This window comes from Mucilaginibacter rivuli (assembly GCF_019391655.1).
GTDB classification, from domain to species: domain Bacteria; phylum Bacteroidota; class Bacteroidia; order Sphingobacteriales; family Sphingobacteriaceae; genus Mucilaginibacter; species Mucilaginibacter rivuli.
Genome location: NZ_JAHXPQ010000007.1, coordinates 167,069 through 190,627 on the forward strand (window position 1 = coordinate 167,069; position 23,559 = coordinate 190,627).

Consider the following 23,559-nt stretch of genomic DNA (forward strand, 5'->3'; position numbering starts at 1 on the left):
TTGCCATGAATTTGGTAGCTGAACTAACCATCTAAACACATGAAAACAAAAAACTCCATCCCTGTATGGCCCTATTTTCTGATCGTTACTTTTTTTGCCTGCATATCCATTATGGATGCATACGATACCAGTAAGGCTACCATGAGCATAGCTGTGGTTACTCATGCGAGCCAGCTATCAACACGCAATAGTTACGCTTTACCTGCTAATAATGCCTTTGTAACCGGCGGCGGGAGCGGCACATTGATATGGCATCCTGAAAGCATATGGCAAACGTTTGTTTTAAAAATGACAGATACCCGCAACCTGAACTTTATGGACGTACAACATTGGCTGTTCCTTTTTGTATTTGTATTTGTTTTTTATGTAATGACAAGGAATAGGGAAAACAAAGCCGCGTTTATAAAAAATGCGGTACAGGGTTTCAGGGTTATCTTTTTCATCATCGCCATAACACCCGCGCTGGAGTTTTTAAAATTCAAGCTGCTTAACAGGTATGTTGAGCATATTACCGGCGGGCAATTTACCCTGCCTGCCGAAACTATCCAATGGTATTACTTTTACCTGGGCATTATGCTGATAGTTTTGAGCCGCTTTATCGAAAAAGCGATAGTACTTTGGGATGATCAAAACGCTGCCGCATAATATGCCCATTATTATAAATTTGGATGTAATGATGGCGCTGCGCAAAATGAGCCTGAATGAGTTGAGCGCACGGGTGGGCATTACCTTGTCAAATTTATCCATACTCAAAACCGGCAAGGCCAAAGCCATTCGCCTCGAAACGCTTGAAGCGATATGCAAAGCCTTGGATTGCCAGCCGGGGGATATTTTGGAATACAGCCTCCTAACCCCCTAAAGGGGGAACTGAATAGCAGTCGCATACCGGTTTATAAATCCGAAATCTCCCGGATTTACTTTCTGACTTCCAGTCTTTCCGACTAAGGACTAAGGACTCAAGACTAAAGACTCCCGACTAAATTAGCATACCGCAGGATAGTTTATATCAGTTTAAATTTTATTTTTACCTCCAACTATAACCAACCAAATTCCAAATGACCTATATAGCATCTCCGGATAGATATAAAAATATGATATACCGCCGTTGCGGTAAAAGTGGCATCAAACTTTCTGCTGTTTCGCTTGGCCTGTGGCACAACTTTGGCGATGTTGACGATATTAACATTTATCGTAAAACACTACATACAGCCTTTGATGCCGGTATTACCCATTACGATCTGGCAAATAACTACGGCCCGCCTCCGGGCAGCGCCGAGGTTAACTTTGGTAAGATACTGAAACAAGATTTTGCCGCTCATCGCGATGAAATGATCATCAGTACCAAAGCGGGTTATTACATGTGGGAAGGCCCTTATGGCGAATGGGGTTCGAAAAAGAACCTGGTTGCCAGTTTAAACCAAAGCTTGAAACGGATGGATTTGGATTATGTAGATATATTCTATCACCACCGCCCCGATCCGGATACGCCGTTGTACGAAACCATGTCGGCACTTGATCTTATCGTTCGCCAGGGTAAAGCTTTGTATGTAGGTATCTCCAATTACAGGCCTGCAGAAGCTGCCGAGGCTATTCGTATTTTAAAAGAGTTAGGCACACCATGCCTTATTCATCAACCCAAATATTCAATGTTTGAGCGTTGGGTTGAGGGTGGTTTGCTGGAGCTTTTAGGTAAAGAGGGCGTAGGCTGTATCCCGTTCTCGCCGTTGGCTCAAGGGTTGCTAACCAATAAATACCTTGGCGGGATCCCTGCCGATTCGCGTGTGGCTAAGGGTGTAGGCTTCCTGACGGAGAACAATATCACCCCAGAACGTATCGCACAAATAAAACAACTGAACGACATAGCGGTGGAGCGCGGCCAAAGTTTAGCACAAATGGCCTTAGCCTGGATATTAAGGCACGAAGAGGTAACCACTGTGCTGATAGGAGCCAGCCGCCCCGAACAGCTGACCGACTCGCTCAAATGCCTCGACAACATCAAATTCAGCACCGAAGAATTGAGCCGCATAGAAGAGATTTTAAAGTAACATTGAGTGTTTAGCAAACAGACACCCAATAAACTAATGAACTAATGAACCAATCAACTATAAAATGGGGCATCATCGGCTGCGGCGACGTTACCGAAGTAAAAAGCGGCCCCGCATTCAATAAAGTTGCCGGCAGCCAGATCATTGCCGTTATGCGCCGCGATGCCGAAAAGGCTGCAGATTATGCACAGCGCCACGGTATAGGCAAATGGTACAGTGATGCCGATGAACTGCTGAACGATCAGGAGATCAATTCGATCTATATCGCAACGCCGCCGGTTTATCATAAAGAGTATACCCTAAAGGCATTGGCGCTTGGCAAAAACGTGTACGTAGAGAAACCCGTAACGCTAAATGCGCAGGAGGCAAAAGACATTGCCGAAGCGGCAAAAGCATCAACAGCTAAGTTGAGTGTGGCACATTATCGCCGTGCGTTGCCTATGTTTTTGTTTGTTAAGGACCTGTTAGACCGTAAACAGATTGGCGATGTGCGCACCGTGCAGATAAAAATGTGGCAATCGCGTAAGCCACAACTCATTACTTATACTGAGCACGCCTGGCGCGTGGACCCTGCACTTTCGGGCGGAGGTTATTTTCACGACCTGTCGCCACACCAGCTCGATCTGATGTTGTATTTTTTCGGAACGCCAACGCACCTGCATGGCTTCTCATTAAACCAGGCTGATATTACACCGGCTGATGATCATACTGCCGGTATAGCCTTATTCCCTAATAATGTAGTGCTCAACGGTTCATGGAGCTTTAATGTGGATGAGGAAGAACAGATTGATGAGTGCCTTATTGTAGGCAGCACAGGCAGTATCAGTTTTCCGTTTTTCGGCAACACGGTAACCTGGCAAAATGAGGACAGCGACGATGTTGAAGTAGTGAAATTTGAGCACCCGCAACATATACAGCAACCTATGATAGAAAGGGTAGTTAATTTCTTTCAGGATAAGGGTGATAACCTGTGCGATATTGAGCAGGCCATAATTGTCATGCAAATGATAGATTCTTTTGCGGCCAAGCCATAATTGCATTTGTTGATATATAAGTACTAAATTGCATCTCAATTAACCACTAAAATCATAAATCGATCAGCTATGAAAAAAATAATATTTCCGGCCTTTTTAATTGGTGCAATGTGTTTGGGGTTTGCTGCCTCGGCACAAACCATGACACCGGCTACGCCTATAACACCGGCTAAAGTTAAAAAGCCAAGGCCAAGTTTGCCCGATACCGTAAAAGGCACTACCAAAAACGGTGTTGATATTGTTGTAGCATATAGCCAGCCCGGTGTAAAAGGACGTACCGTAGGTAAAGAGATTGCCCCATTTGATGGTAAGCCCTGGCGCACCGGCGCTAACGAAGAAACCACGATATCTTTTAGCAAGGATGTAAAATTGGAAGGCAAAGAGGTGCCGGCAGGCAAATACAGCTTGTGGAGCATACCCGGCGAAAAAGAATGGGTGATCATCATCAATAAAAAAACTACGGAGTGGGGTACCGTTTACAGTGATGCATTTGATGTGTTGCGTGTAACGGTTAAAACCCAAAAGGCACCTGCCTTTACCGAGTTATTAAAATTTTCGGTAGGTAAAGACGATGTATCATTTGCCTGGGGCGATTATATGGTTGCCTTTAAAGTGAAGTAAATTACGGGATCAATTCCTGGTAATGAAATTATAAAACCATCCTGTATTACAGGATGGTTTTTTTATGGACAAATATTTGTGCTTGCTATAAAGCGGTAATCAAACCGGGATATTAGTTTTTTGCTAAAAACTTATTTCTAAGCAGTTTTATTTTAGCGTCATCAAGCCCGATAGCTGTTGTAAGGTAAGCGTTAACAGATCCGTATTGCTGGTTAATGGCCGCAAAAGTAGCATCCAGGTATCCTTTCTTTACACTAAGTACATCACGGGCCACAGGTTCATCAATATGCAGGAATTGCACCATGCCTTTAATTGATTTTTCGTTCTCGGCAGCGCGGTAGTAGTTTGATGCCAGGTAATCATTTACAATGGTTTGGTATGGTACGCCAAGGCTGTATAATAACAGCGCTGTACCTATGCCTGTACGGTCTTTACCGGCGGTGCAGTGGTAAACCAGGCTTTTGTTTTCGGGTAAGGCTAATAGCTTTTCAAAAAAGGGTTTATACCTGTCGGCCAAATAAGTGATGTTCTTATAGTAGGCTGTAATTACCGAATCGCCTTGTTGGCCATGCACAGTTGCTAAGCTCTTTATCATCGATTGGTTTACATCATCGCTGCCGGCAGGGCATAGTATATAATCTGTATTCGGGTTAAGCCTATCGGGGGCCTGTGCTGCTTCCTGTTTTCCGCGAAAATCAACATCATAAGCAATGTTGCGTTTGGCAAGCTCGGCCAAATCGGTATCGGTTAATTTACTCATATCGGCACTGCGGTATATTAGCCCCCACTTTACGTGATGCCCATCGGTAGTATTATAGCCACCAATATCTCTGAAATTAACCGCGCCCTGCAGGCTAACTTTACGTTTTACGCTATCGGCAATTTGCGCGTTTGCTGTTAGCGCAATACAACTGCCAATAAAAAATGCAATTTGTTTTTTCATTTTAGCTGGTATAAAAAAACAGGGGTTTAAAAGCCCCTGTTCACTTGTTAAGTTTATATTGGTTATTTAGTTAGCCAGGTATCTTTAAAAACATCTTCGGCGCCGCCAAATTGCGAGGCTATTGCTTTTGAATAGTTAGCACCGTTGGCATTGATCTCGGCTAACGGATATAACCAGCGGCGTGGTATAGCACCACCGGTAGTACCAATACCTGCACCGCCTTTACTAAAGTTTGGTACACCTGTGCGGCGGTAGTTAAAAAATGATTCGTAGCCCGAGTTCATAAAGAAGGCCACATATTTTTGCTGTAAAATTTGTGTTAGCGCGTTGGCAGGGTTAGCTACATCATAAGCTACATTAGTTAAAAACGTAGCGTTATCAGTAGTTACTGTACCTAAGGTAGCACCACCCGCATCAGAAATACTAACTGCTGAGTTTGCAGTAACGCTTAAGCCGTAATTTGAAAATGATGCAGCTATACCTTTATCATAATATGTTTTTGCATCAGCAACGGTAAGCGTGGGTGCCCAGCCCCTGTTTATGCCTTCGGCAATGTTAAAGCACAACTCCGGGTAACCTATAAATATAAATGGTTCAACAGTGCTGCCTGTGTTTGCACCAAAATAACGTTTGGCGTTAAAACATGAGTAAATGCCTGTAGCAGCAGTAGTTTGTAATGTTGCTACGATAATATTAGGGTCGGAACCAACATAATTTGTAAAAGCACCAACATTTGTTGTAGTAATTGGTGTTGCCATTAAGTAAGTACGAGGGTCTTTATTAGCGGTTGTAATATCCAACACCGTTTTACCAACATTCATAAAGTTGTTGTAAGATCCATTACCCGATGCAAAAATTGGATATAATGTAATAGCCGTAAATTTATAAACCATATTGTCGGCATTGCCGGTCATGATGGGGTAAGTTGCAGGGTTACCTATAATGGTAGCAAATTGTGTCTTAACATTCAGGTCAGCATTATCATCAGCGCGTTTACTTAAATTGATAAGTATCCTTAAACGATACGTGTTGATCAGTTTTTGCCATTGCAAATTGGTAAAACCAAAAATATCGCCCGAATTGAATAATGCACCTTGCGTAGCCGGAGATATTACCGTATTGAATATCGTATTGGCATCATCAAGCAACTTAAGCGAATTTTTATAAACATCGTGCTGGGCATCAAAAGCAGGTGTTAAATAAGCCGGATCGCCTGCCTGGGTCATTGGTATATCACCCACCCTTTGCGATAACCAGATAGCAGCATAAGCACGGAAAAATTTTGCAACTGCCGAGTATTTGTTTGCAGTGCCGCCCACCTGGCTTGCCGCCTGTGTTTCTAATTGTACCGCGTACTTCAATATATCATAGCTATGGGTTGAGTATGACCAGGTATCTTCATTATTGCCCCAGTATTTCTCATAGTTTGAAACCTGGAATTGATCGTATTTATAAACGCTTCCGTTAAATGGTAATTCCTCGGCCCTTATCATGGTAGCGGTAAGGTGGTTCAGTATTAATGAGATTGGTACTAATGAGTTCGAGTTTACCGCGTTGGGATCTGATAGCAGGTCCCCTTTTTGGCAGCTGCTTACCGAAAGTACCAGTAAGATGCATGTTATAATTAACTTAATATTTTTCATGTCTGTTGTTTTAATAATGTTAGAATGTAAGGTTTATATTGAAACCATATTTCCTGGTGGTGGTACTTTGCAAAGCGCCGTTTGCAGGGGCACCGCCGGTAGTACCGTTGGTAAAATCATAACCTGATGCATATTGGTCAATATCAAAGTCTTTACGGGCGGCAAAGTAAAGTAAGTTACGCCCTACTGCCGATACGGTAAGTGCTTTGATGAAAGTAGTTTTCAGCCATTTTGCAGGTACAGTATAACCTAATGTAACCTCGCGAAGTTTGGCGTATGAACGGCTGATCATAAAGGCCTCATCAATAGATTTTACGTTGCCATTTAAATAACCCTGAACGGTGATAGGCGATGTATTAGGGCCAAAAGTAAGTTCACTTAAATTTGATATTTGACCGTTAAGATATTTAGGCGTTCCGCTGATGATCTTTACACCGGCGCCATACTCGTTACCCAGTAAAGCTGCTGTTGGAGCCTTTGTACCGGTAGCTGTTGATTGCCACTCGGCTAAACGTGCTGCGCCAATTACACCTTGTACGGTTGACAGGTCTGTACCACCTTGTCTTGCAGCGTAGTAGTTGTAATCATAAATTACACCACCTATACGGCCATCAAACTGAAAGCTAAAGCTTAAGTTTTTATAAGAGAACTTGTTGTTGATACCAAAGGTGAAATCAGGATTTAAAAAACCTAATGAACCTAAGGTTTGGCTTTGTGAGCCCGATGCCCTTAATAAGCCACCCGAAGCATCATAAACGATATTATTGTTTTGATCTCTTAAAAACTTAGTTCCGTATATCTCATCAACCCTGTCGCCAACTTTGTAATTGTGGTTACCTAAGGTAATTTCAGATAGGGTACCGTAGCCAATATCAGATATGGTTTCTCTGTAGGTAGAAATATTCGCGTTGATATCCCACGAAAAACCGTTAGATCTGCGGAATGGTGAGCCGGTTAAAGCAAGCTCAAAACCTGTTCTTTTTGTGGTAACAGCATTTTGCAGACTGGCATCATTAGTTGTTGATGGAGGTGTTGGAATGGCAAAAATGTTCGGGCCATTGTTGGTATAAAAGTAAGTAACATCTAAACCTAAACGGTTATCCAAAAACTTAATGTCAGCACCGGCTTCGTATGACAGACGGCTCAATGGTTTTAAGTTAGGATTAGCCAGTGTATTTGAATATTGAATTGAAGGTGTGCCATTCCAATAAGTAGCGGTACTTGCCTTGTTTTCGTTTAAGTACGAAGGGCCATCATAAGAGCTATACAGTTCTGTACCATAGTTTAATAAGGTACCGGTGCTTATACCTGTAACCTGCTGGTATGCCGAACCAATGCTTGCTTTTGTTAAAGCCGATTTAACTTCGGCAACAGAGCCCCTGAATTTTACAAAACTGATAAATTTAGGAAGTGTAACATAATCAGACAGTGGGGTTGATAATGATACAGATGGGTAAAAGAACGAGTTTGGCAGTGTTGATACCTTATCAAGACGCCCTGTAGTGTTTATGTTAAAGTATTTATCGTAACCAAAATCAGCAGAGTAGTAACCGCTTGAAACCTGCATTTTAGCATCCCAGGTATAAGTTAAAGCCGGTTGTTGTGAGTTTGACAACGAGTATACGTTAGGTAATTGCAAAGCGCGGGTAGTACCATAAAACGAATGGTAATTAAACGTGCGGTTATTGGCACCCGCCAAGGCGCTTACAGACCATTTACCAAATTTTTTGTTGTAGTTTAATTGAACGTCTGTGTTGTTTTCAAACAGTTGGCGGTCATCTTCGCGGTAATCACCATACCAGCCAAAATAATACCAGCTTGTATAAGCATTTAAATTGGCTGATGATGGCACCTGCTCCGTACGTTTTTGGTTCCAGGTTGATATTTGCGAACGCAAACTCAAATTCAGATCAGGGGTGATCTTATAGTTTAATTTCAAGTAAGCGTATATATCGGTTTTGTCATGTCCGCGCAACCATTTGTCGGCCATAAACCAGGGGTTATTTAAACGGCCATATTCCTGGGCGTATTGTACCAGATCCGGCACACCTTGTGGGCCTTTGTAGTAATCTTTAAGGTCGCGTACATCATAATCGGCCGAGCCATAAACTTTAAACATATAAATGTAGCTGTTGGGGCCATAGCTAACATCGGGTATGTTTGGTGTATATTGTTTGTTATAATTAATGTTACCATCAATGCTAAACTTTGGCGATACATTGTAGCTGGTGTTCAGGCTAAAATTATCAGAGTTTAACTGCGTGTTAGGGAAAATGCCTTTTTGGTAACTGTGCGTGTACGACATGCGGATGTTGTAGTTAGAGCCGGATGCACCAATGGCCAGGTTATTAGTGGTAATTAAACCTGTTTGTACAAAGTTGTCAAAATTGTTTATACCACGGGCAACCCAGGGTGTTGGTGTTCTTACACCTGTTAGTGTGTTGTACGGGCTATCGTACTGGCGTAATAACTGGCCGTCAAAACGTGGGCCGTACTCACCTAAACGATTTCCGTTATCATACAAAGCATCTGCCGCAGGTGCGTAAACGTTACTGTTATCTTTTGCCTGGTATTCATAATGGTATGCGTTACCGCGACCGTACTCGGTTTGTGCTTCGGGCGAAGCGATAAATCCGCCTTCAAATAAAGTACTGCTGTTATAATCAACCTGGAAACCTTTTTTATCGTTCGTTCCTTTTTTAGTGGTGATAACGATGGCGCCATTTATACCCCTAAAACCGTATAAGGCAGCAGCGTTAGGGCCTTTCAAAATACTGTAAGATTCAATATCGTCAGGGCTGATGTTCCAGGTATCAGAGTTGATAGGCGAGCCATCAACAACAAACAGCAAATCCTTGCTGCCACGAAGCACGATCTCAGGGCGGCCAAGCATCTCGGCGTTAACACCTATGGTTAAACCTGCTACTTTACCTGCAAGGCCGTTTATCGGATTTGGCTCACGTGCTTTTATCAGCTCAGAGCCTTTAATTTCCTGTACAGAGTACCCTAACTTTTTTACTTCCTTTTTAATACCGTAAGCGGTAACAACTACTTCTGTTAAGGCTTTTGTGTTTGGCACTAATTTGATAGAAAGTGATGTTTCATCACTAATGGTTACTTCCTGGCTAATAAAGCCCAAAGAAGTAAAAACCAATACCTGCTCTTTTGAGCCCGAAATGGTAAAACGACCATTGGCGCCTGTAGTGGTACCTTGCTTTGTACCCTTAACCAATATAGTTACACCGGGTAAGGGCTGGTTAGTGTCGTCAATAACAATACCCCTTAGTGTATTGTTTTGGGCAAACAGTGGTGTTGTTGTCAGTAATATTACTGCAAATGCAATCAGTAATTTTGGGAGTTTAGATAATTGTTGCTTCATATTCAATTAATTAGATTGATTTGAGCAAAACTATCTACGCCCTATTATTAAATTATTGACGGAATAACAACAATAGATGAATAATGTTAGCGAAATGATATCGAAATAGAGCCATTGTTAATAAATGCTAAACTTTAGTTAAACTGTTTCTCCGTTCGAAATAATTGTCTTTTTAATTAAAGCCCGGTAGTGCATCGCACAATAATTCGGCATAGCTTATAACGTTATTCTAAAATGCGGTTATTTATGGTTTGGTTTTTCTGACTATGATAATAGCCCCCAAACCAAAAAATTAAGATCATCCCATACTTTTGGGCAGAAAATTACAAAAAACCATCCCACAAACCGGGGTGGTTTTTTTATGTCCAAAATTGCCGTGTCCCGTTTTTTGCAACTTTTATAATTATAGCATCCCGGCGTGTTTATAAATAATACCTTTTTTGCTTAGGCCCCTTTTTTTATAAGTTGGTAAAAAAAGTATCCTGCAGACGGTTTAGGGCTGTTTTTCTTGACAGATGTTTAGTTTATATGGTACTTGGTGCTATAATTTAAACTTAAACAAATATGAATTACGTTGCAATTTATTGGTGGGTTATCATACCCGTATTATGTATCTTATTTTACAAAACTATTTTACGCCTCATGTTCGGGATGGTCATTATTCCCGAAGACAGGATAGGCCTGGTCACTAAAAAGTTCGTGCTCTATGGTGGCGACAGGGAACTGCCCGACGGCCGTATCATCGCCACAAAAGGCGAGGCCGGTTTCCAGGCAAAGGCGCTGGCGCCGGGTTTGTACTGGTTTATGTTCCCGTGGCAGTATGGCATCAACATGGAGGGCTTTACGGTTATCCCGGAAGGTAAAATTGGCCTCATCTTATCGAAAGACGGCGCCGAGATTCCTACAGGTAATATTTTGGGCCGCAAGGTGGACTGTGATAATTTCCAGGATGCCGAGAAGTTCCTGGTTAACGGTGGTCAAAAAGGCCGTCAAACAGCCATTATTACCGCGGGTACCTATCGTATCAATACCTATGCCTTTACCATTTCGATAGCCGATATGACGGTCATCCACGAAAGTAAAGTAGGTGTCATCACCGTGTTGGATGGTCAGCCGATCACCATCGGCCAGATAGCCGGTAAGCACGTGGAGGGCCACAACAACTTCCAGGACATCGATGCCTTTTTAAACAACGGTGGTAACCGTGGTTTGCAGCCACAAATTGTACTGGCCGGTTCGTACAACATTAACCAATGGGCCGTACAGATCGAAGAGATCCCCATGACTGAAGTACCTATCGGTTACGTCGGTGTAGTGATATCGTACATTGGCGAGGATGGTAAAGACCTTACCGGCGAACACTTTAAACACGGTAACATTGTAGGCAAAGGCTTCCGCGGTGTTTGGATGGAACCGCTTGGCCCGGGTAGGTACCCCATCAATACCTTTACCATGAAGGTTGAGCTGGTACCAACAACCAACTTAGTGTTAAACTGGGCGAACGCCAGGAGCGAGTCGCACAATTTAGATAAGAATTTGTGTACCATAACCGTACGTTCAAAAGATGGTTTCCCTTTCAACCTGGATGTGGCGCAGATCATCCACATCCCCGCCAACGAGGCACCAAAGGTGATCGCGAGGTTCGGTAGCATGCTCAACCTGGTATCGCAGGTGCTGGAGCCTACCATCGGTAACTACTTCCGTAACTCGGCGCAGGACAGCGATGTGATCTCCTTCCTCATCACCCGTAAGGAAAGGCAGGAATCGGCCAAGCAACATATCTCGGTCGTACTCGAAGAGTATAACGTGAACGCCGTGGATACCCTTATCGGTGACATCGTTCCGCCGGAAGCGCTGATGAAAACCTTAACCGACCGTAAAATTGCGCAAGAGGAAGAAAAGACCTACGAAACGCAACGCATGGCGCAGGTACAACGCCAGGGTGTGGAAAAAGAAACCGCCATCGCCGAGATCCAAAAGGAAATAGTGAAGGCACAACAAAGTGTGGAGATCGCTCAACGCACCGCGGATGCTGCTGTTAAGAAATCGGAAGGTGAGGCTACCAGTTTGAAGCTACAGGTAAGTGCTGAAGCATCGGCCACTAAAATGCGGGCCGAAGCTGAGGGTGAAGCCACAAGAGTGAGAGCTGCTGCCCAGGCAGAATCGACCAAGTTGAACGCTGTTGCCGAAGCCGAAAAGATCTCGAAAACAGGTTTGGCTGAGGCCGAGAAAATTATGGCGATAGGTAAATCAACTGCCGAAGCTTACGAGCTACAGGTGAAAGCCATGGGTGGCGATAACTTTACCAAGTTCAAGATCACTGAAGAGATCGGTAAGGGCCATATTAAAGTTATGCCTGATGTTTTGATAGGCGGAGGTGCCAACGGCTCGGAAGGGCCGATAAGCGGATTGCTTGGCATTAAGCTGATGGAGATGATGGATACCACAAAAGAAGTCAAAGAACTGAAAAAGAATCCCGAAAAGGATAAATAGCGTTTTAGTTTGGTGTTTTAATGTGCAACGGCACGCCCCAAGGCGTGCCGTTTTTTCGTTCACACCATGTCATGGCGAGGAGGAACGACGTGGCCATCACTGAGACAGGTAGCAAACTATTCTGTCGCAACATTACCCTCGTGAGAACACATAAATAATTCGTAATAAACCTATGCATAATGTGCTTTAAAACTGTTAGCATTGTTAACCAATTAAATTCCCCATGATAAAACAACGTTTCCTGGCGCTTACTCTTTTAAGCTGCCTTTCATTCACTGCCACATTCAGCCAATCCGAAAGGGATATGGCTTACTATATCAAAAACGCACCCTTTAAGGTAAGCATCACCGAACCGGTATTCCCTGCTAAAGTTCTTAATATAAAAGATTTTGGCGCCGTTGGCGATGGGCAAACCCTTAATACTGATGCCATTAATAAGGCCATTGCCACGTGTTCGGTTTCGGGTGGCGGCACAGTACTTATCCCTGCCGGGCTTTGGCTAACAGGCCCCATCGAGCTTAAAAGCAATGTGAACCTGCATACCGAATGGGGAACCTTGGTGATGTTCAGCAGCGACCACTCGCTATTTAAAATGGAGGGGGGCGCGGCAGGCCACAATTATACGGCGAAAAGCTGGAGAACGTAGCTATAACAGGTAACGGTATTTTTGATGGTGCGGGCGATACCTGGCGCCCTTTAAAAAAGAGCAAGGCAGCGCCTACACTGTGGAACGACCTCACCAAATCGGGCGGGATAATTACCAACAACGGTGATATGTGGTACCCAACCAAAGAAGGGGCTGAGAACGACCGTTTACGACCCATCGAGGTAAGCATTGCCAGTAGTAAGAACGTGTTGATAGACGGGCCGACCTTTAAAAACTCGCCTAATTTTGCCTTTAATCCTAAAAATATCAACAACCTCATCATTCGCAATTTGAAGATCGAGAACGAATACTATGCGCAAAATGGCGATGCCATCGATCTGTCGAGCTGTAAAAACGCTATCGTTTATCATTGTACTGTTCATGCCGGTGATGATGGTATTTGTATGAAATCGAGCGGAACAACAGAAAAGGGAACGGCCGGATTGGAAAACATCATTATTGCCGAAAATGTGGTTTACCATGCCCACGGCGGCTTTGTGGTGGGCAGTAACACCGATGCCGGGATGAACAACATCTGGGTAACCAATTGTAACTTTATAAATACTGATATTGGCATCCGCATTAAAAGCAACAAGGGCAGGGGCGGCCTGGTGCATAATATTTTTATCGACCATATTTTTATGCACGATATCCTGAACGAGGCCATCCTGTTCAGCAGCTATTATGGAGATGGTGCGCCGGGAGCAGTGAACAAGGTATCGGATGATAAGACCCCTCTTTTCCAGGATTTTCATATGAGTGATATCTATTGCAATAACGCTAAGACGGCTATCTCCATCATTGGCCTGCCCGATGCGCAGGTGAACCATCTGTACTTTAAGGATATCAAAATATCAGCCCAAAAAGCAGTTTACATGACAGAGGCTTCGGATATTGATCTGAAGAACGTGACGATAATTTCGCCGGATAAAACCGTGTATAATTTAACGAATACGAAGAATATTAGTCACTAATGCATTGAAGTTTCAGCATCATCCAAAACAGGCTCGGTGAATTCCTTTTTGCTGACGAAGTTGTTGGTAACGAACAGGAAGATGAGGGCCATGACACCGCTTATCATCATGATAGCAACCATGGGTATTGGCGAAAGCCGACCTTCGTTAAAATGACTGACGATGGCTGCGGATAATGCGCCGAGGCCCATTTGTAAAAACCCCATCAATGCCGATGCGATGCCGGCCTGGCTGGCAAAGGGGGCGAGTGACAGGGCTGTGGCGTTAGGGGTGATAAAGCCCTGTACGCTTAGGAAAAGGAAGATGATGCCAATCATGCAGTACATGTTAATGTAGCCGCTATAGGTTAAACCGAAGAGCACTATACCTACAATGCATTGCAGGATGAGGGCATTCTTCATTACGATTTCGCCGGATATCTTGCGTATTACAAGGCTGTTTACCTGGCTGAAGCCGATTAGTCCCGCGGCGATGATGGCGAATATGTAGCCGAAATGTTTTTGATCGACGTGATAGTAGGATATGAACACGTAGGACGAACCGGCGAGGTAGGCATACTGTCCGCCCATACCAATACATCCCGTAAGGGCGTAAGTGAAGAACTGCGGGTGCTTAAATACACTCCAAAAGCTGTTAGTAATATGCTTTGGTTTTAGCGATAGGGTGGTATCGGGCTGGCGGCCATCGGGCAACCAAATGATGCAGGATACAACAACGATAACTGCGACTGCTGCCAGTATGATAAAGATATAGTGCCAGCCCCATGCCGAGCTCACATAACCGCCAATGGTTGGTGCCAGCATAGGCGATACCACAAGAACGAGCAGTAAGAGTGAGAACACTTTGGCGATATCCTTAACCGGGAAAAGATCGCGTACAAAGGCACGGGCGGCAACAATGCCTGCACAGCCGCCGAGGGCTTGTATCAGCCGCAAGGCAATGAGTACACTTATTGAACGGGTAAGGGCGCAGGCCACTGATGCGATGATATAAACGAGCAAGCCGATGTACAATGGCTTTTTGCGGCCGTAACGATCGAGCAGGGGACCGTAGAGCAGCTGCCCGAAAGATATGCCGAGGAAGTAACTGGATAACGAAAGCTGAACGCCGGATTCATCGGTATGCAGGTCGGCAGCAATGGCTTTGAAAGCGGGCAGATACATATCGATGGATAAGGCACCCAGGGCGATAATGAAGCCTAAAATGAGAATGATGATGATATATTGTTTACGACCCAAAGCAAATGTAATAAGCTGCAAAGATAACCCGATGCGCCTTATAAGCCGCCCGATTTGGCTACATTGTTAATAATAAATAAATACAAACCTTGTAAATTAAAAAAAACACCTACTTTTGCCTCAACTTCAACCTCTATCCGCTTTTGTCAAAAATGTCAGCTCAAATCACCAACAATACATCGGTATTTAACCAGCTCAATATTTTTGGACACCAAAAAGTTGTTTTCTGTAATGATGTAGCCACAGGTTTAAAAGCCATTATCGCCATACACGATACCACGCTTGGCCCTGCCTTGGGCGGCACACGCATGTGGCCATACAAAACAGAAGAGGATGCTTTGCGCGATGTATTGCGCCTTTCGCGCGCCATGACGTATAAAGCGGCCATAACAGGTTTAAACCTGGGCGGTGGCTATGCCGTTATCATTGGCGATTCGCGTAAAGATAAATCCGAAGCTTTGTTCCGCATGTTTGGCAAGTTTGTAAAAAACCTTAACGGCGAATATATTACCGCCGAGGATGTGGGCACCAACACCCGCGATATGGAGTACATCCGTATGGAAACCGAACACGTAAGCGGCCTGCCCGAAAGCATTGGCGGCAGCGGCGACCCAACCCCGGTTGCGGCACGCGGCGTGTACATGGGTATAAAAGGTTGCTTAAAGGAGTTATATGGTAATGATAACCTTGCCGGGAAATCGGTAGCGGTACAGGGCACTGGCCACGTTGGCGAAAACCTGGTAAAGCTGTTGCGCGATGAGAACGCCAAGGTTTACGTTAGTGATATTGATGAAGACCGCCTGCGCCAGGTTGCCAAAAAATACGGTGCCGAAGCAGTAGAACATAACAGTATTTTTGACCTTGATGTTGATATTTATGCCCCTTGTGCTTTGGGTGCAACTATTAACAGTAAAACCATACCGCGGTTAAAATGTGCTATTATAGCAGGCTCGGCAAACAGCCAGCTGGAAGATGAAACATTACATGGCCAAATGCTGTTAGATAAAGGCATCCTTTACGCGCCCGACTATGTAATAAACGCCGGCGGGGTGATCAACATGTATTCGGAGATTGCTAAGTTCAATAAAAAGCGGACCATGCAGCTCACCGAAAATATTTATGACGCTATTAGAAATGTTTTAAAACTTTCTAAGGCCGAAAACATTTCTACTATAGAGGCAGCCAATAAAATTGCCGAAAAGAGAATTGCTGATATCAAAAAAATAAAAACATCGTACTAAATAAATAATAGTTTAACCCGTCCCGGTTTTGTCCGGGGCAAAATCGTTCTTATCACATGCTAAACAGAAGGCACCTGCGCGTAAAAGTATTACAATCATTGTATGCTTATCATCAGTCCGAAAAAAAGGATCTTAAGGCTTACGAAAAATCGTTAATTCAAAGTGTTGACAAAGTACAGGAAATGTACATTTGGATGCTGTCGCTCATTAACGAAGTGGCACAATATGCCGATACCGATGCAACGGCAATGTCAAACAAATACCTGCCTACCGAAGCCGACCTGAAACCCAACCTTAAAATTCTAGGTAACACCTTCATCCAGTCGCTCAACAAAAACAAAGAATACCTGGCCCATACTAAAAAGTACAAGGTGATCTGGGATTTCGATCCTGAATTAACCAAGTCGCTTTTTGCTACCCTCAAGGCATCCGACGATTACAAAGCCTATCTCGAAAAAACTGACGATAGCATACATTCGGATAAAGACATCATCAAATTCATCTTCAAAAAAGTGATCCTTAAATCATCAATAGCCGAGCAGGTTTTTGAGGATAAGTTTATTTACTGGCCGGTTGATAAAGATGTATTACAGGCGCTTATCGCGAAGACCTTTAAAAACTTCGCTTTTGAAGAGCCTGAGAAAAACAAGCTTGCCGAAGTAGTAGTGAACTGGGATGACGACCGTGAGTTTATCATCAGCTTGTTCCAGCAAACTATACGTTATGATGAAACCTTCCAGGAAATGATAGCCAACAAAACCCAAAACTGGGAGCCTGAGCGTATTGCCATGATGGATACTTTATTGATGAAAATGGCGCTGGCCGAGTTTATGTACTTCCCTTCAATCCCGGTTAAGGTAACCATAAACGAGTACCTCGAAATTTCGAAGGAATTTAGTACGCCAAAGAGTAATTCATTTATAAACGGTATCTTAGACAAAATTTTAGCCGAGCTTAAAGCTGATAATAAAATAAAGAAAACCGGAAGAGGATTAATGGAATAATATGAGAAAGTTATTTTTTGGCCTTGTAACAGCAACAATGCTGATGGCCTGCCACCAAACTAACAAAACTACCGCCACTGCTGGCGAAATTGCCGCTATTAAATTTACCGAAGACAAATTTGATTTTGGTAAAATTAAAGAGGGCGACTCGGTAATGCACAAATTCGCGTTTATAAATAATGGTAAATCGCCATTGATCATTACTGATGCTGTGGCTACCTGTGGCTGTACAAAACCCGAGTGGCCTAAAGAACCTATCCAACCCGGTGATAAAGGCGAAATTAAAGTTACCTTTCACAGCGCAGGTAAAAAGGGTATACAAGATAAAATGATAACCGTAACAGGTAATACCAATCCGGCCCAATCTATGGTGCATTTAACCGGCGAGGTAACAGAAAAGTAAACAACACATAAATTAAATTAAAATGACCGCTACTATTTTATTGCAAATGAACTCTGCCACCATCCAGCAAATTCTAATGTTTGGATTGATATTCGTAGTGTTCTATTTTTTCATGATCCGCCCGCAGATCAAAAAACAAAAAGACCAAAAGAAATTTGTTGAAGAGCTTAAAAAAGGTGATAAGGTGGTAACTACCGCAGGTATACACGGTCACATTGCCGAAATAACCGATACTATTGTTACCATTAACGTTGATAATAATGTAAAAATGCGCTTTGATAAGTCGGCCATTTCTTTGGAAGCATCTAAAGCGCTTAATGCACCCGAAAAAGCTTAAGGGAATAGTTTCCGGAAACAAAGAGCTCTACTTTGGTAGGGCTTTTTTTTTGCAGGCTGATGATTACCCTGTTTTCAGTCTGATTTATTTATAATTTTGTTACAATGGCAATCATTAAACTATCCAAAAACGAACGCAGGCGGCTATCGGTATTTTTTACCTGCCTGGCTTTGGCGTTTGTAGCCTGGATGTTTACCATGTTGTCAAAAAATTATCCTTATACTTTTAAAGCGGCATTGGTTTATACCAATGCACCCATACACCGTTCTTTCCGGGCCTTACAGGCAGATTCGGCCGATGTAACCGTTCAGGGCAGCGGCTGGAATTTATTGTTTTCGGCCATGAAACTGAACAACCAAACCATCCCGGTTAATTTAAAGAACCTCGATTTTAAAAATTTCATCGTATTAAACACCCAGCTAAAAAGCATTAACGAAAAATGGGCGTCAGATCAGCAGATCATTTCCTTTAATCCGGATACGCTATACTTTGATTTCTCATCGAGGGTGGTTAAACGCGTACCTATACAATTACTGTCGAATATCAAATTCAGGCACCAGTATGCTTTTTCGGGCAATGCACTGTTAAACCCCGATTATGTAACCATAAGTGGCCCTGCCAATATACTTGCTAATATTAATGCATGGAAAACAGACTCGCTGGCGTTGATTGATATTGCTGATACCATCAGGCGAACAATTAAATTGCAGCCTGTTTCTCAGTCAAACATTAATATTTACCCCAAAACCGTGCAGGTTAAGTTGCCTGTTGATGAGTATACCGAGAAAACAATATATATACCCGTTAAGCTGGCCAATAATAAGGATTATTACAACGTAAAGGTTTTCCCTAAAAAGGTTAAAGTTACTTTTACTGTTCCTCTTGGCAAATATACCGCTACCGATGAAAGCTTTTTTGAAGCCGTTGCCGATCTGAATTTATGGCATGATCAGGGTTTGCACCAACTCCCGGTTAAAACGGTGCGTGTGCCCGCTTTTTGTAAGATAGTGAAAATAGAACCTCAGAATATAGATTTTATCGTTAATCAATAATGCTTAAAGTTGGAATAACAGGCGGAATAGGCAGCGGCAAAACAACAGTAAGCAAAGTTTTTGAAGTGCTTGGTGTACCCGTTTTTTATGCTGATGACCATGCCAAACGTGTAATGGTTGAAGATCAGATCCTGATCAATGCCATCAAACAGGAGTTTGGCGAAGAATCGTATTTTGATGATGGCAGCCTTAACCGTAAATATATATCCAACATCGTTTTTAACGATGCCGCTAAACTGGAAAAATTGAACGCGATAGTTCATCCCGCCACATTCCGTGCTTTTGATACCTGGGTAGAGCAGGTGGGCAATGTGCCTTATATCCTCAAAGAAGCCGCTTTATTGTTCGAAGCTGCTTCTTACAAACTATGCGATAAGGCCATTATGGTTTATGCGCCCCTGGAAACCCGCCTGAATCGTGTAACCCGCCGCGATGGTATCACAAAAGAAGAAGTTCTGAGCCGTAACGCCAGGCAAATGCCCGACGAAGAAAAGATCAAACTGGCCGATTATACCATCATTAATGATGATACTGCCCTGGTTATCCCGCAGGTACTGGCACTGCACCAACAGTTTTTAGAAATGGCGGGTACCAAATGATACTAGCCGATTTTATTGAGATCAACGAAACCGGCCTCTATTGCCGCTACGGCGATTTTTACCTCGATCCAAAACAACCCGCCGGAAAAGCTATCATCTCCCATGCCCACGGCGATCATGCCGTAACGGGTAACAAATTGGTATACAGCACCGCCGCTACTGCCGACCTGATGACCCTGCGCTATGGTAAAACTGCCGCTAAAACCTTTAACACATTTAAATTTCACGAACCATTTTTGATAGGGGAGGTAAAAGTTGTCTTTATTTCGGCCGGCCATATTTTAGGCTCCGCGCAGGTGTTGATGGAGTACAAAGGTATCCGCTACCTCTACACAGGCGATTACAAGGTACAGCCCGATGCTACCTGCCAACCCATCGAGTGGATAGAAACAGATGTGCTCATCTCCGAAAGTACCTTTGCCAACCCCGCCACCCAACACCCCGATCCGGTTACCGAGATCCAAAAGCTGAATAGTATTAAGAGCAATATCCTGCTTGGCGCGTATGCTTTGGGTAAAAGTCAGCGGCTCATTAACCTTATCAGCACCCATTGCCCGCAGAAGATCATTTTGGTGCATCATAAAATAATGCCCATCAATGCGGTGTATGAAAAGCACGGTTTTAGCCTCGGTAAATACCAGATGTATGGCCGCAAACTGATGAAGGAGCAGAAGGAATACGTATACCTGGTGCCGCCTTTTACCTTCGATAGTTATTTTAAAGCTACAGGTGTAAAGCGTTTATTTGCATCAGGATGGAAAAACCTGCAAACTAATGAGCAGGATACGTTGTTTATATCAGACCATGTGGATTGGAACGATATACTGCAATGTGTTAACTTTACCAAACCAAAACAAATATGGACCTTACATGGCGATGGTACACATTTGCAGGAGCATTTTGCCGGTAATATTGAAGTAAAACTGTTAAAATAGTGTTTGTTGAAGGTATAGATTATTATGTTGACGATCAGGGCAGGTATGTTTTTACAGAAGCCGCCCACCTAAAACGTGGGTATTGCTGTAAAAATAAATGTAAACATTGCCCTTGGGGTTACGGAAAGGAAACCGGTGAGGTTAAAAAATCAAAATAAAATAGTCATATTTGAATATCAGGCCTTTGAGAATTTATAATGGAGATAGATAAGGAAATACAAGGTAAATTTGAGGATAATTATCATCGCTCTACTGTAAACATCGTGTTTACCTATAATTGGTTGCACTACATAATGCGCGATCATCTCGATAAATATAACATTACCCAGCAACAATACAATATACTCCGCATATTGCGTGGGCAATTGCCAAACCCAGCAACAGTAAACCTGTTAAAGGACCGCATGCTGGATAAAATGTCAGACGCCTCACGTATCGTCGATCGCCTGGTGCAAAAGCAATTGGTTACCCGTTGCACCAATAATAAAGACCGCCGTTCTGTTGATATCCGTATCAGCGATGAAGGTTTAGACATATTATCCAAACTGGATATCGAGCTAAAAACCCGCGATGTCCTGAAGAACAACCTCACCGAAGAAGAAGCAGGGCAACTGAGTGCTTTGCTGGATAAGATGAGGGGATAATTTATTTCTGCATTTATGGAAATCGGTGCCATCGTACATCGTGCTGTTAAAAATCCGAAAGCATGAAAATCTTTTTTATCTTATTACTTGTTGGCGTCACTCTTTTAGCTAAGGCTCAAACATTGCCACAACAGAAAGTTTGGGTGAGTGATGACCGCCTTTTATATCTCCAAACCATTTTAGCATACACCGGGGATTCGATATTGGTCATCGAGTCGATGGATCCGGCCCGGTATCATAATTTCAGGGGGCATGTATTGCCGGTACGATCCGTATCGCGCTACACATTAAAAACCGATACGCTCATTTTTAAGGAAAATAGGATGCCTGTTGCCCGATTCCTGATCGACACCGGGAAAAAAGGGTTTTTTATTTTGAAGCCCATGGATGCAGCCGCGCGTGATGTGATTGACCGTATAGCTCCCGGTAAAGGCTCGGATAAACTAAAATTTCACAATCTCGATGCTGATTACACAGATACCATAAAGTTTGAGAAGATACTGTTCCACTCCACTACCTGTTACGGTCCATGCATACCCATGAGTATCCGGATCGATAACGATAAAACAATGAAGTATATTAGGGAGAGAGATCCGAGGCAACATAATATTCCGAACATGTCGGAAAACGAAAAGTTAAATGCCTTGGAAGGGAGTTTTACAGGCATGCTTTCTCCAAAGCTTTACAACAGTCTGATCAGCATATTAAAAATGTCTGAACTGGACAAGTTGAGGGCGAATACAGATAGGAATATCGATTTGCCTACCTATACTTTGGAGATTTGGTATAACCATAAAGTATGGGCCATCAATTCGATGACGATGCCTTTGGCAATAGGGCCACTTTTTAATTATTTGATGGATCTGCCACAAAAAATCAAGTTGGAGCGTGCCGCGACTGATTTTGATGTTCAGTTTACGGCAAAACCTGATCTGGGTAAGGATAATAGATAGGACTAATGACCAATGAACCAATAAACTAATGAACCTCAAGAAGAAACCCTATCAGCGGGATACTGATACCCAACAGAACAACTACCAGCTTTCGCAGATTAAATTTATGATCGTCGGTCGATTCGAAGAGGATGGTGGTAGATATATGCAAAAATATCCCGATCACAATACCCATTATCCGGTTAAAGTAATGCTGCAGGTTCCAAACGCTGCTGTGGCTTAACGTATCGCTGAAAAAGTAACCTACCGGTGCCATTATTGCGAACAGGAACAAAAAGAAGATCATTTTATTCTTCGCCACATGGTTGGCCAGCATCACGCTCGCCAACGCGAACGAAGCCGGGATATGATGCAGCGCGATACCGAACACTAATTGATTCTGGTAGCCTTGCGCCAATGGCATCCCTTCTAAAAAAGCATGTAAACAAAGGCTGATCAAAATAGCGAAGGGGAATACCGTGTGCCCGTGGTCAGTATGTTTATGGATATGCCCGTGTTCCACACCATCCGAAAACTGCTCCAAAACGATCTGGAATAAAAAGCCCCCGAGAATGAATACGCCTACATAATTATCGCTGCCATGGTAAGCATCAGGTATCAAGTGCAGTACAGTGATGGCAAATAGAAATGCCCCGCTGAACGACAGCACCAGTTTAAGCAGCTTTGTATTATCCCTGCCCTTAAACAAAAAAATACTCATCCCGCCAAGGAAAGCACAGCCAAATAATAATAACAATTGCCAAACGCTCATAACCGGAATTGGGGTTGAATTTTTCTGAATAATTGTACCATGGCCCATCCTACCAAAAGGCCATACAAAGCACCTCCGGTAACATCAACAGGGTAATGAACGCCTACATACACCTGCGCAAAGCTGATGGAAAAGGCCCATAACAATGCCGCGGGCCATACCCAACGCCACCTGCTGCCAAATACCAGGCACAAAAATATAGCTATAGCAAAATGGTTACTGGCATGTGATGATGGGAAACTATAACCTGAGCCGCAGGGCACACGGGTGATGATTGTTTGAGCCAAAGCCGGGTCGTTACAGGGGCGCAGGCGGTGCATCAAAGGTTTTATAATGCTGGCGCTACCAAAATCGGCAATGCCAAAAGTTAAGGCAAGCAGCAAAATAATATATAATCCCGTTTTTTTATATCGGTAAATACTGAATGCGATAATAAAAACGTACAAGGGTATCCACACCAGCGGGTTACGAATAATGGGCATCAGCCAATCAAAAAAAGCATTGCTTAGTCCGTGGTTAACTAAGTAAAACAAATGCTGATCAAATTGTAAAAGCTGCTGGGGCATGAAGGGCAAATATAGCTAATTTGACATTGCACAATCGTTGGCTATCGGGCAAATAATG

At 43.3% G+C, this 23,559-nt stretch carries 24 protein-coding genes; 18 read left to right on the forward strand and 6 right to left on the reverse strand.

Features of this window, described 5'->3' with window-relative positions; genetic code table 11:
• Nucleotides 1–39 precede the first annotated feature (39 nt).
• From KXQ82_RS16625 to KXQ82_RS16645, 5 genes are all read left to right on the forward strand, one after another.
• Nucleotides 40–645, forward strand: a complete 606-nt coding sequence (locus KXQ82_RS16625) for a hypothetical protein (RefSeq protein WP_219489581.1) — start codon at nucleotides 40–42, stop codon at nucleotides 643–645.
• A gap of 1 nt (nucleotide 646) precedes the next feature.
• Nucleotides 647–859 (forward strand): helix-turn-helix domain-containing protein, encoded by a 213-nt coding sequence (locus tag KXQ82_RS16630; RefSeq protein ID WP_219489582.1) that lies wholly within the window; start codon nucleotides 647–649, stop codon nucleotides 857–859.
• Nucleotides 860–1,055: 196 nt separating this feature from the next.
• Nucleotides 1,056–2,045: an L-glyceraldehyde 3-phosphate reductase gene (mgrA, locus tag KXQ82_RS16635; RefSeq protein WP_219489583.1), complete on the forward strand. Its 990-nt coding sequence runs from the start codon at nucleotides 1,056–1,058 to the stop codon at nucleotides 2,043–2,045.
• A gap of 44 nt (nucleotides 2,046–2,089) precedes the next feature.
• On the forward strand, nucleotides 2,090–3,079 hold the full coding sequence (locus KXQ82_RS16640) for a Gfo/Idh/MocA family protein (RefSeq protein WP_219489584.1): 990 nt from the start codon (nucleotides 2,090–2,092) through the stop codon (nucleotides 3,077–3,079).
• A gap of 69 nt (nucleotides 3,080–3,148) precedes the next feature.
• The gene (locus KXQ82_RS16645; protein WP_219489585.1) at nucleotides 3,149–3,700 is read left to right on the forward strand and encodes a DUF2911 domain-containing protein; all 552 of its coding nucleotides are present in this window, start codon (nucleotides 3,149–3,151) and stop codon (nucleotides 3,698–3,700) included.
• Between the two features lie 112 nt (nucleotides 3,701–3,812).
• Here KXQ82_RS16645 and KXQ82_RS16650 read toward each other — a convergent pair whose 3' ends face one another.
• The 3 genes from KXQ82_RS16650 to KXQ82_RS16660 form a co-directional block, all read right to left on the reverse strand.
• Nucleotides 3,813–4,643 carry a tyrosine-protein phosphatase gene (locus KXQ82_RS16650; RefSeq protein WP_219489586.1) on the reverse strand — a complete coding sequence of 277 codons (831 nt, stop codon included), beginning with the start codon at nucleotides 4,641–4,643 and terminating at the stop codon, nucleotides 3,813–3,815.
• Between the two features lie 62 nt (nucleotides 4,644–4,705).
• On the reverse strand, nucleotides 4,706–6,286 hold the full coding sequence (locus KXQ82_RS16655; protein ID WP_219489587.1) for a SusD/RagB family nutrient-binding outer membrane lipoprotein: 1,581 nt from the start codon (nucleotides 6,284–6,286) through the stop codon (nucleotides 4,706–4,708).
• Between the two features lie 19 nt (nucleotides 6,287–6,305).
• Complete coding sequence (locus KXQ82_RS16660) at nucleotides 6,306–9,665, reverse strand: SusC/RagA family TonB-linked outer membrane protein (protein ID WP_219489588.1); 3,360 nt, start codon at nucleotides 9,663–9,665, stop codon at nucleotides 6,306–6,308.
• A gap of 564 nt (nucleotides 9,666–10,229) precedes the next feature.
• Here KXQ82_RS16660 and KXQ82_RS16665 point away from each other — a divergent pair.
• From KXQ82_RS16665 to KXQ82_RS16675, 3 genes are all read left to right on the forward strand, one after another.
• The gene (locus KXQ82_RS16665) at nucleotides 10,230–12,158 is read left to right on the forward strand and encodes an SPFH domain-containing protein (protein WP_219489589.1); all 1,929 of its coding nucleotides are present in this window, start codon (nucleotides 10,230–10,232) and stop codon (nucleotides 12,156–12,158) included.
• Between the two features lie 223 nt (nucleotides 12,159–12,381).
• On the forward strand, nucleotides 12,382–12,804 hold the full coding sequence (locus KXQ82_RS16670) for a glycosyl hydrolase family 28-related protein (RefSeq protein ID WP_219489590.1): 423 nt from the start codon (nucleotides 12,382–12,384) through the stop codon (nucleotides 12,802–12,804).
• 110 nt (nucleotides 12,805–12,914) lie between these two features.
• Nucleotides 12,915–13,778: a glycoside hydrolase family 28 protein gene (locus KXQ82_RS16675; RefSeq protein WP_369412478.1), complete on the forward strand. Its 864-nt coding sequence runs from the start codon at nucleotides 12,915–12,917 to the stop codon at nucleotides 13,776–13,778.
• Here KXQ82_RS16675 and KXQ82_RS16680 read toward each other — a convergent pair.
• Entirely contained in the window at nucleotides 13,775–15,016 is a 1,242-nt protein-coding gene (locus KXQ82_RS16680) for a multidrug effflux MFS transporter (protein WP_219489592.1), read from the reverse strand. The two genes, KXQ82_RS16675 and KXQ82_RS16680, sit on opposite strands and share 4 nt — an antisense overlap.
• Before the next feature lie 152 nt (nucleotides 15,017–15,168).
• Between KXQ82_RS16680 and KXQ82_RS16685 the strand changes: the two genes are divergently transcribed.
• The 10 genes from KXQ82_RS16685 to KXQ82_RS16730 all read left to right on the forward strand — a co-directional run bounded on the left by KXQ82_RS16685 (nucleotide 15,169) and on the right by KXQ82_RS16730 (nucleotide 22,184).
• On the forward strand, nucleotides 15,169–16,257 hold the full coding sequence (locus tag KXQ82_RS16685; protein WP_219489593.1) for a Glu/Leu/Phe/Val dehydrogenase dimerization domain-containing protein: 1,089 nt from the start codon (nucleotides 15,169–15,171) through the stop codon (nucleotides 16,255–16,257).
• 56 nt (nucleotides 16,258–16,313) lie between these two features.
• Nucleotides 16,314–17,261 (forward strand): transcription antitermination factor NusB, encoded by a 948-nt coding sequence (nusB, locus tag KXQ82_RS16690; protein ID WP_219489594.1) that lies wholly within the window; start codon nucleotides 16,314–16,316, stop codon nucleotides 17,259–17,261.
• A gap of 1 nt (nucleotide 17,262) precedes the next feature.
• Nucleotides 17,263–17,664: a DUF1573 domain-containing protein gene (locus KXQ82_RS16695; protein WP_219489595.1), complete on the forward strand. Its 402-nt coding sequence runs from the start codon at nucleotides 17,263–17,265 to the stop codon at nucleotides 17,662–17,664.
• Nucleotides 17,665–17,686: 22 nt separating this feature from the next.
• Nucleotides 17,687–18,001 (forward strand): preprotein translocase subunit YajC, encoded by a 315-nt coding sequence (yajC, locus tag KXQ82_RS16700; RefSeq protein ID WP_219489596.1) that lies wholly within the window; start codon nucleotides 17,687–17,689, stop codon nucleotides 17,999–18,001.
• Between the two features lie 104 nt (nucleotides 18,002–18,105).
• Nucleotides 18,106–19,053, forward strand: a complete 948-nt coding sequence (locus tag KXQ82_RS16705; protein ID WP_219489597.1) for a CdaR family protein — start codon at nucleotides 18,106–18,108, stop codon at nucleotides 19,051–19,053.
• Complete coding sequence (coaE, locus tag KXQ82_RS16710; RefSeq protein WP_219489598.1) at nucleotides 19,053–19,652, forward strand: dephospho-CoA kinase; 600 nt, start codon at nucleotides 19,053–19,055, stop codon at nucleotides 19,650–19,652. The genes KXQ82_RS16705 and coaE overlap by 1 nt, the downstream gene beginning before the upstream one ends.
• Complete coding sequence (locus KXQ82_RS16715) at nucleotides 19,649–20,587, forward strand: MBL fold metallo-hydrolase (RefSeq protein ID WP_219489599.1); 939 nt, start codon at nucleotides 19,649–19,651, stop codon at nucleotides 20,585–20,587. The genes coaE and KXQ82_RS16715 overlap by 4 nt, the downstream gene beginning before the upstream one ends.
• The gene (locus KXQ82_RS16720) at nucleotides 20,587–20,745 is read left to right on the forward strand and encodes a C1orf53 family protein (protein ID WP_219489600.1); all 159 of its coding nucleotides are present in this window, start codon (nucleotides 20,587–20,589) and stop codon (nucleotides 20,743–20,745) included. The genes KXQ82_RS16715 and KXQ82_RS16720 overlap by 1 nt, the downstream gene beginning before the upstream one ends.
• A 39-nt stretch (nucleotides 20,746–20,784) precedes the next feature.
• Nucleotides 20,785–21,231 carry a MarR family winged helix-turn-helix transcriptional regulator gene (locus KXQ82_RS16725; protein ID WP_219489601.1) on the forward strand — a complete coding sequence of 149 codons (447 nt, stop codon included), beginning with the start codon at nucleotides 20,785–20,787 and terminating at the stop codon, nucleotides 21,229–21,231.
• Nucleotides 21,232–21,293: 62 nt separating this feature from the next.
• A complete protein-coding gene (locus KXQ82_RS16730) occupies nucleotides 21,294–22,184 on the forward strand; it encodes a DUF6438 domain-containing protein (RefSeq protein WP_219489602.1) in 891 nt (296 codons plus the stop codon).
• Between the two features lie 25 nt (nucleotides 22,185–22,209).
• Here the strand turns inward: KXQ82_RS16730 and KXQ82_RS16735 are convergent, their stop codons facing one another.
• The gene (locus tag KXQ82_RS16735) at nucleotides 22,210–22,935 is read right to left on the reverse strand and encodes a ZIP family metal transporter (RefSeq protein WP_219489603.1); all 726 of its coding nucleotides are present in this window, start codon (nucleotides 22,933–22,935) and stop codon (nucleotides 22,210–22,212) included.
• The gene (locus KXQ82_RS16740) at nucleotides 22,932–23,501 is read right to left on the reverse strand and encodes a phosphatase PAP2 family protein (protein ID WP_219489604.1); all 570 of its coding nucleotides are present in this window, start codon (nucleotides 23,499–23,501) and stop codon (nucleotides 22,932–22,934) included. Before KXQ82_RS16740 ends, KXQ82_RS16735 begins: the two co-directional genes overlap by 4 nt.
• Between the last annotated feature and the right edge of the window lie 58 nt (nucleotides 23,502–23,559).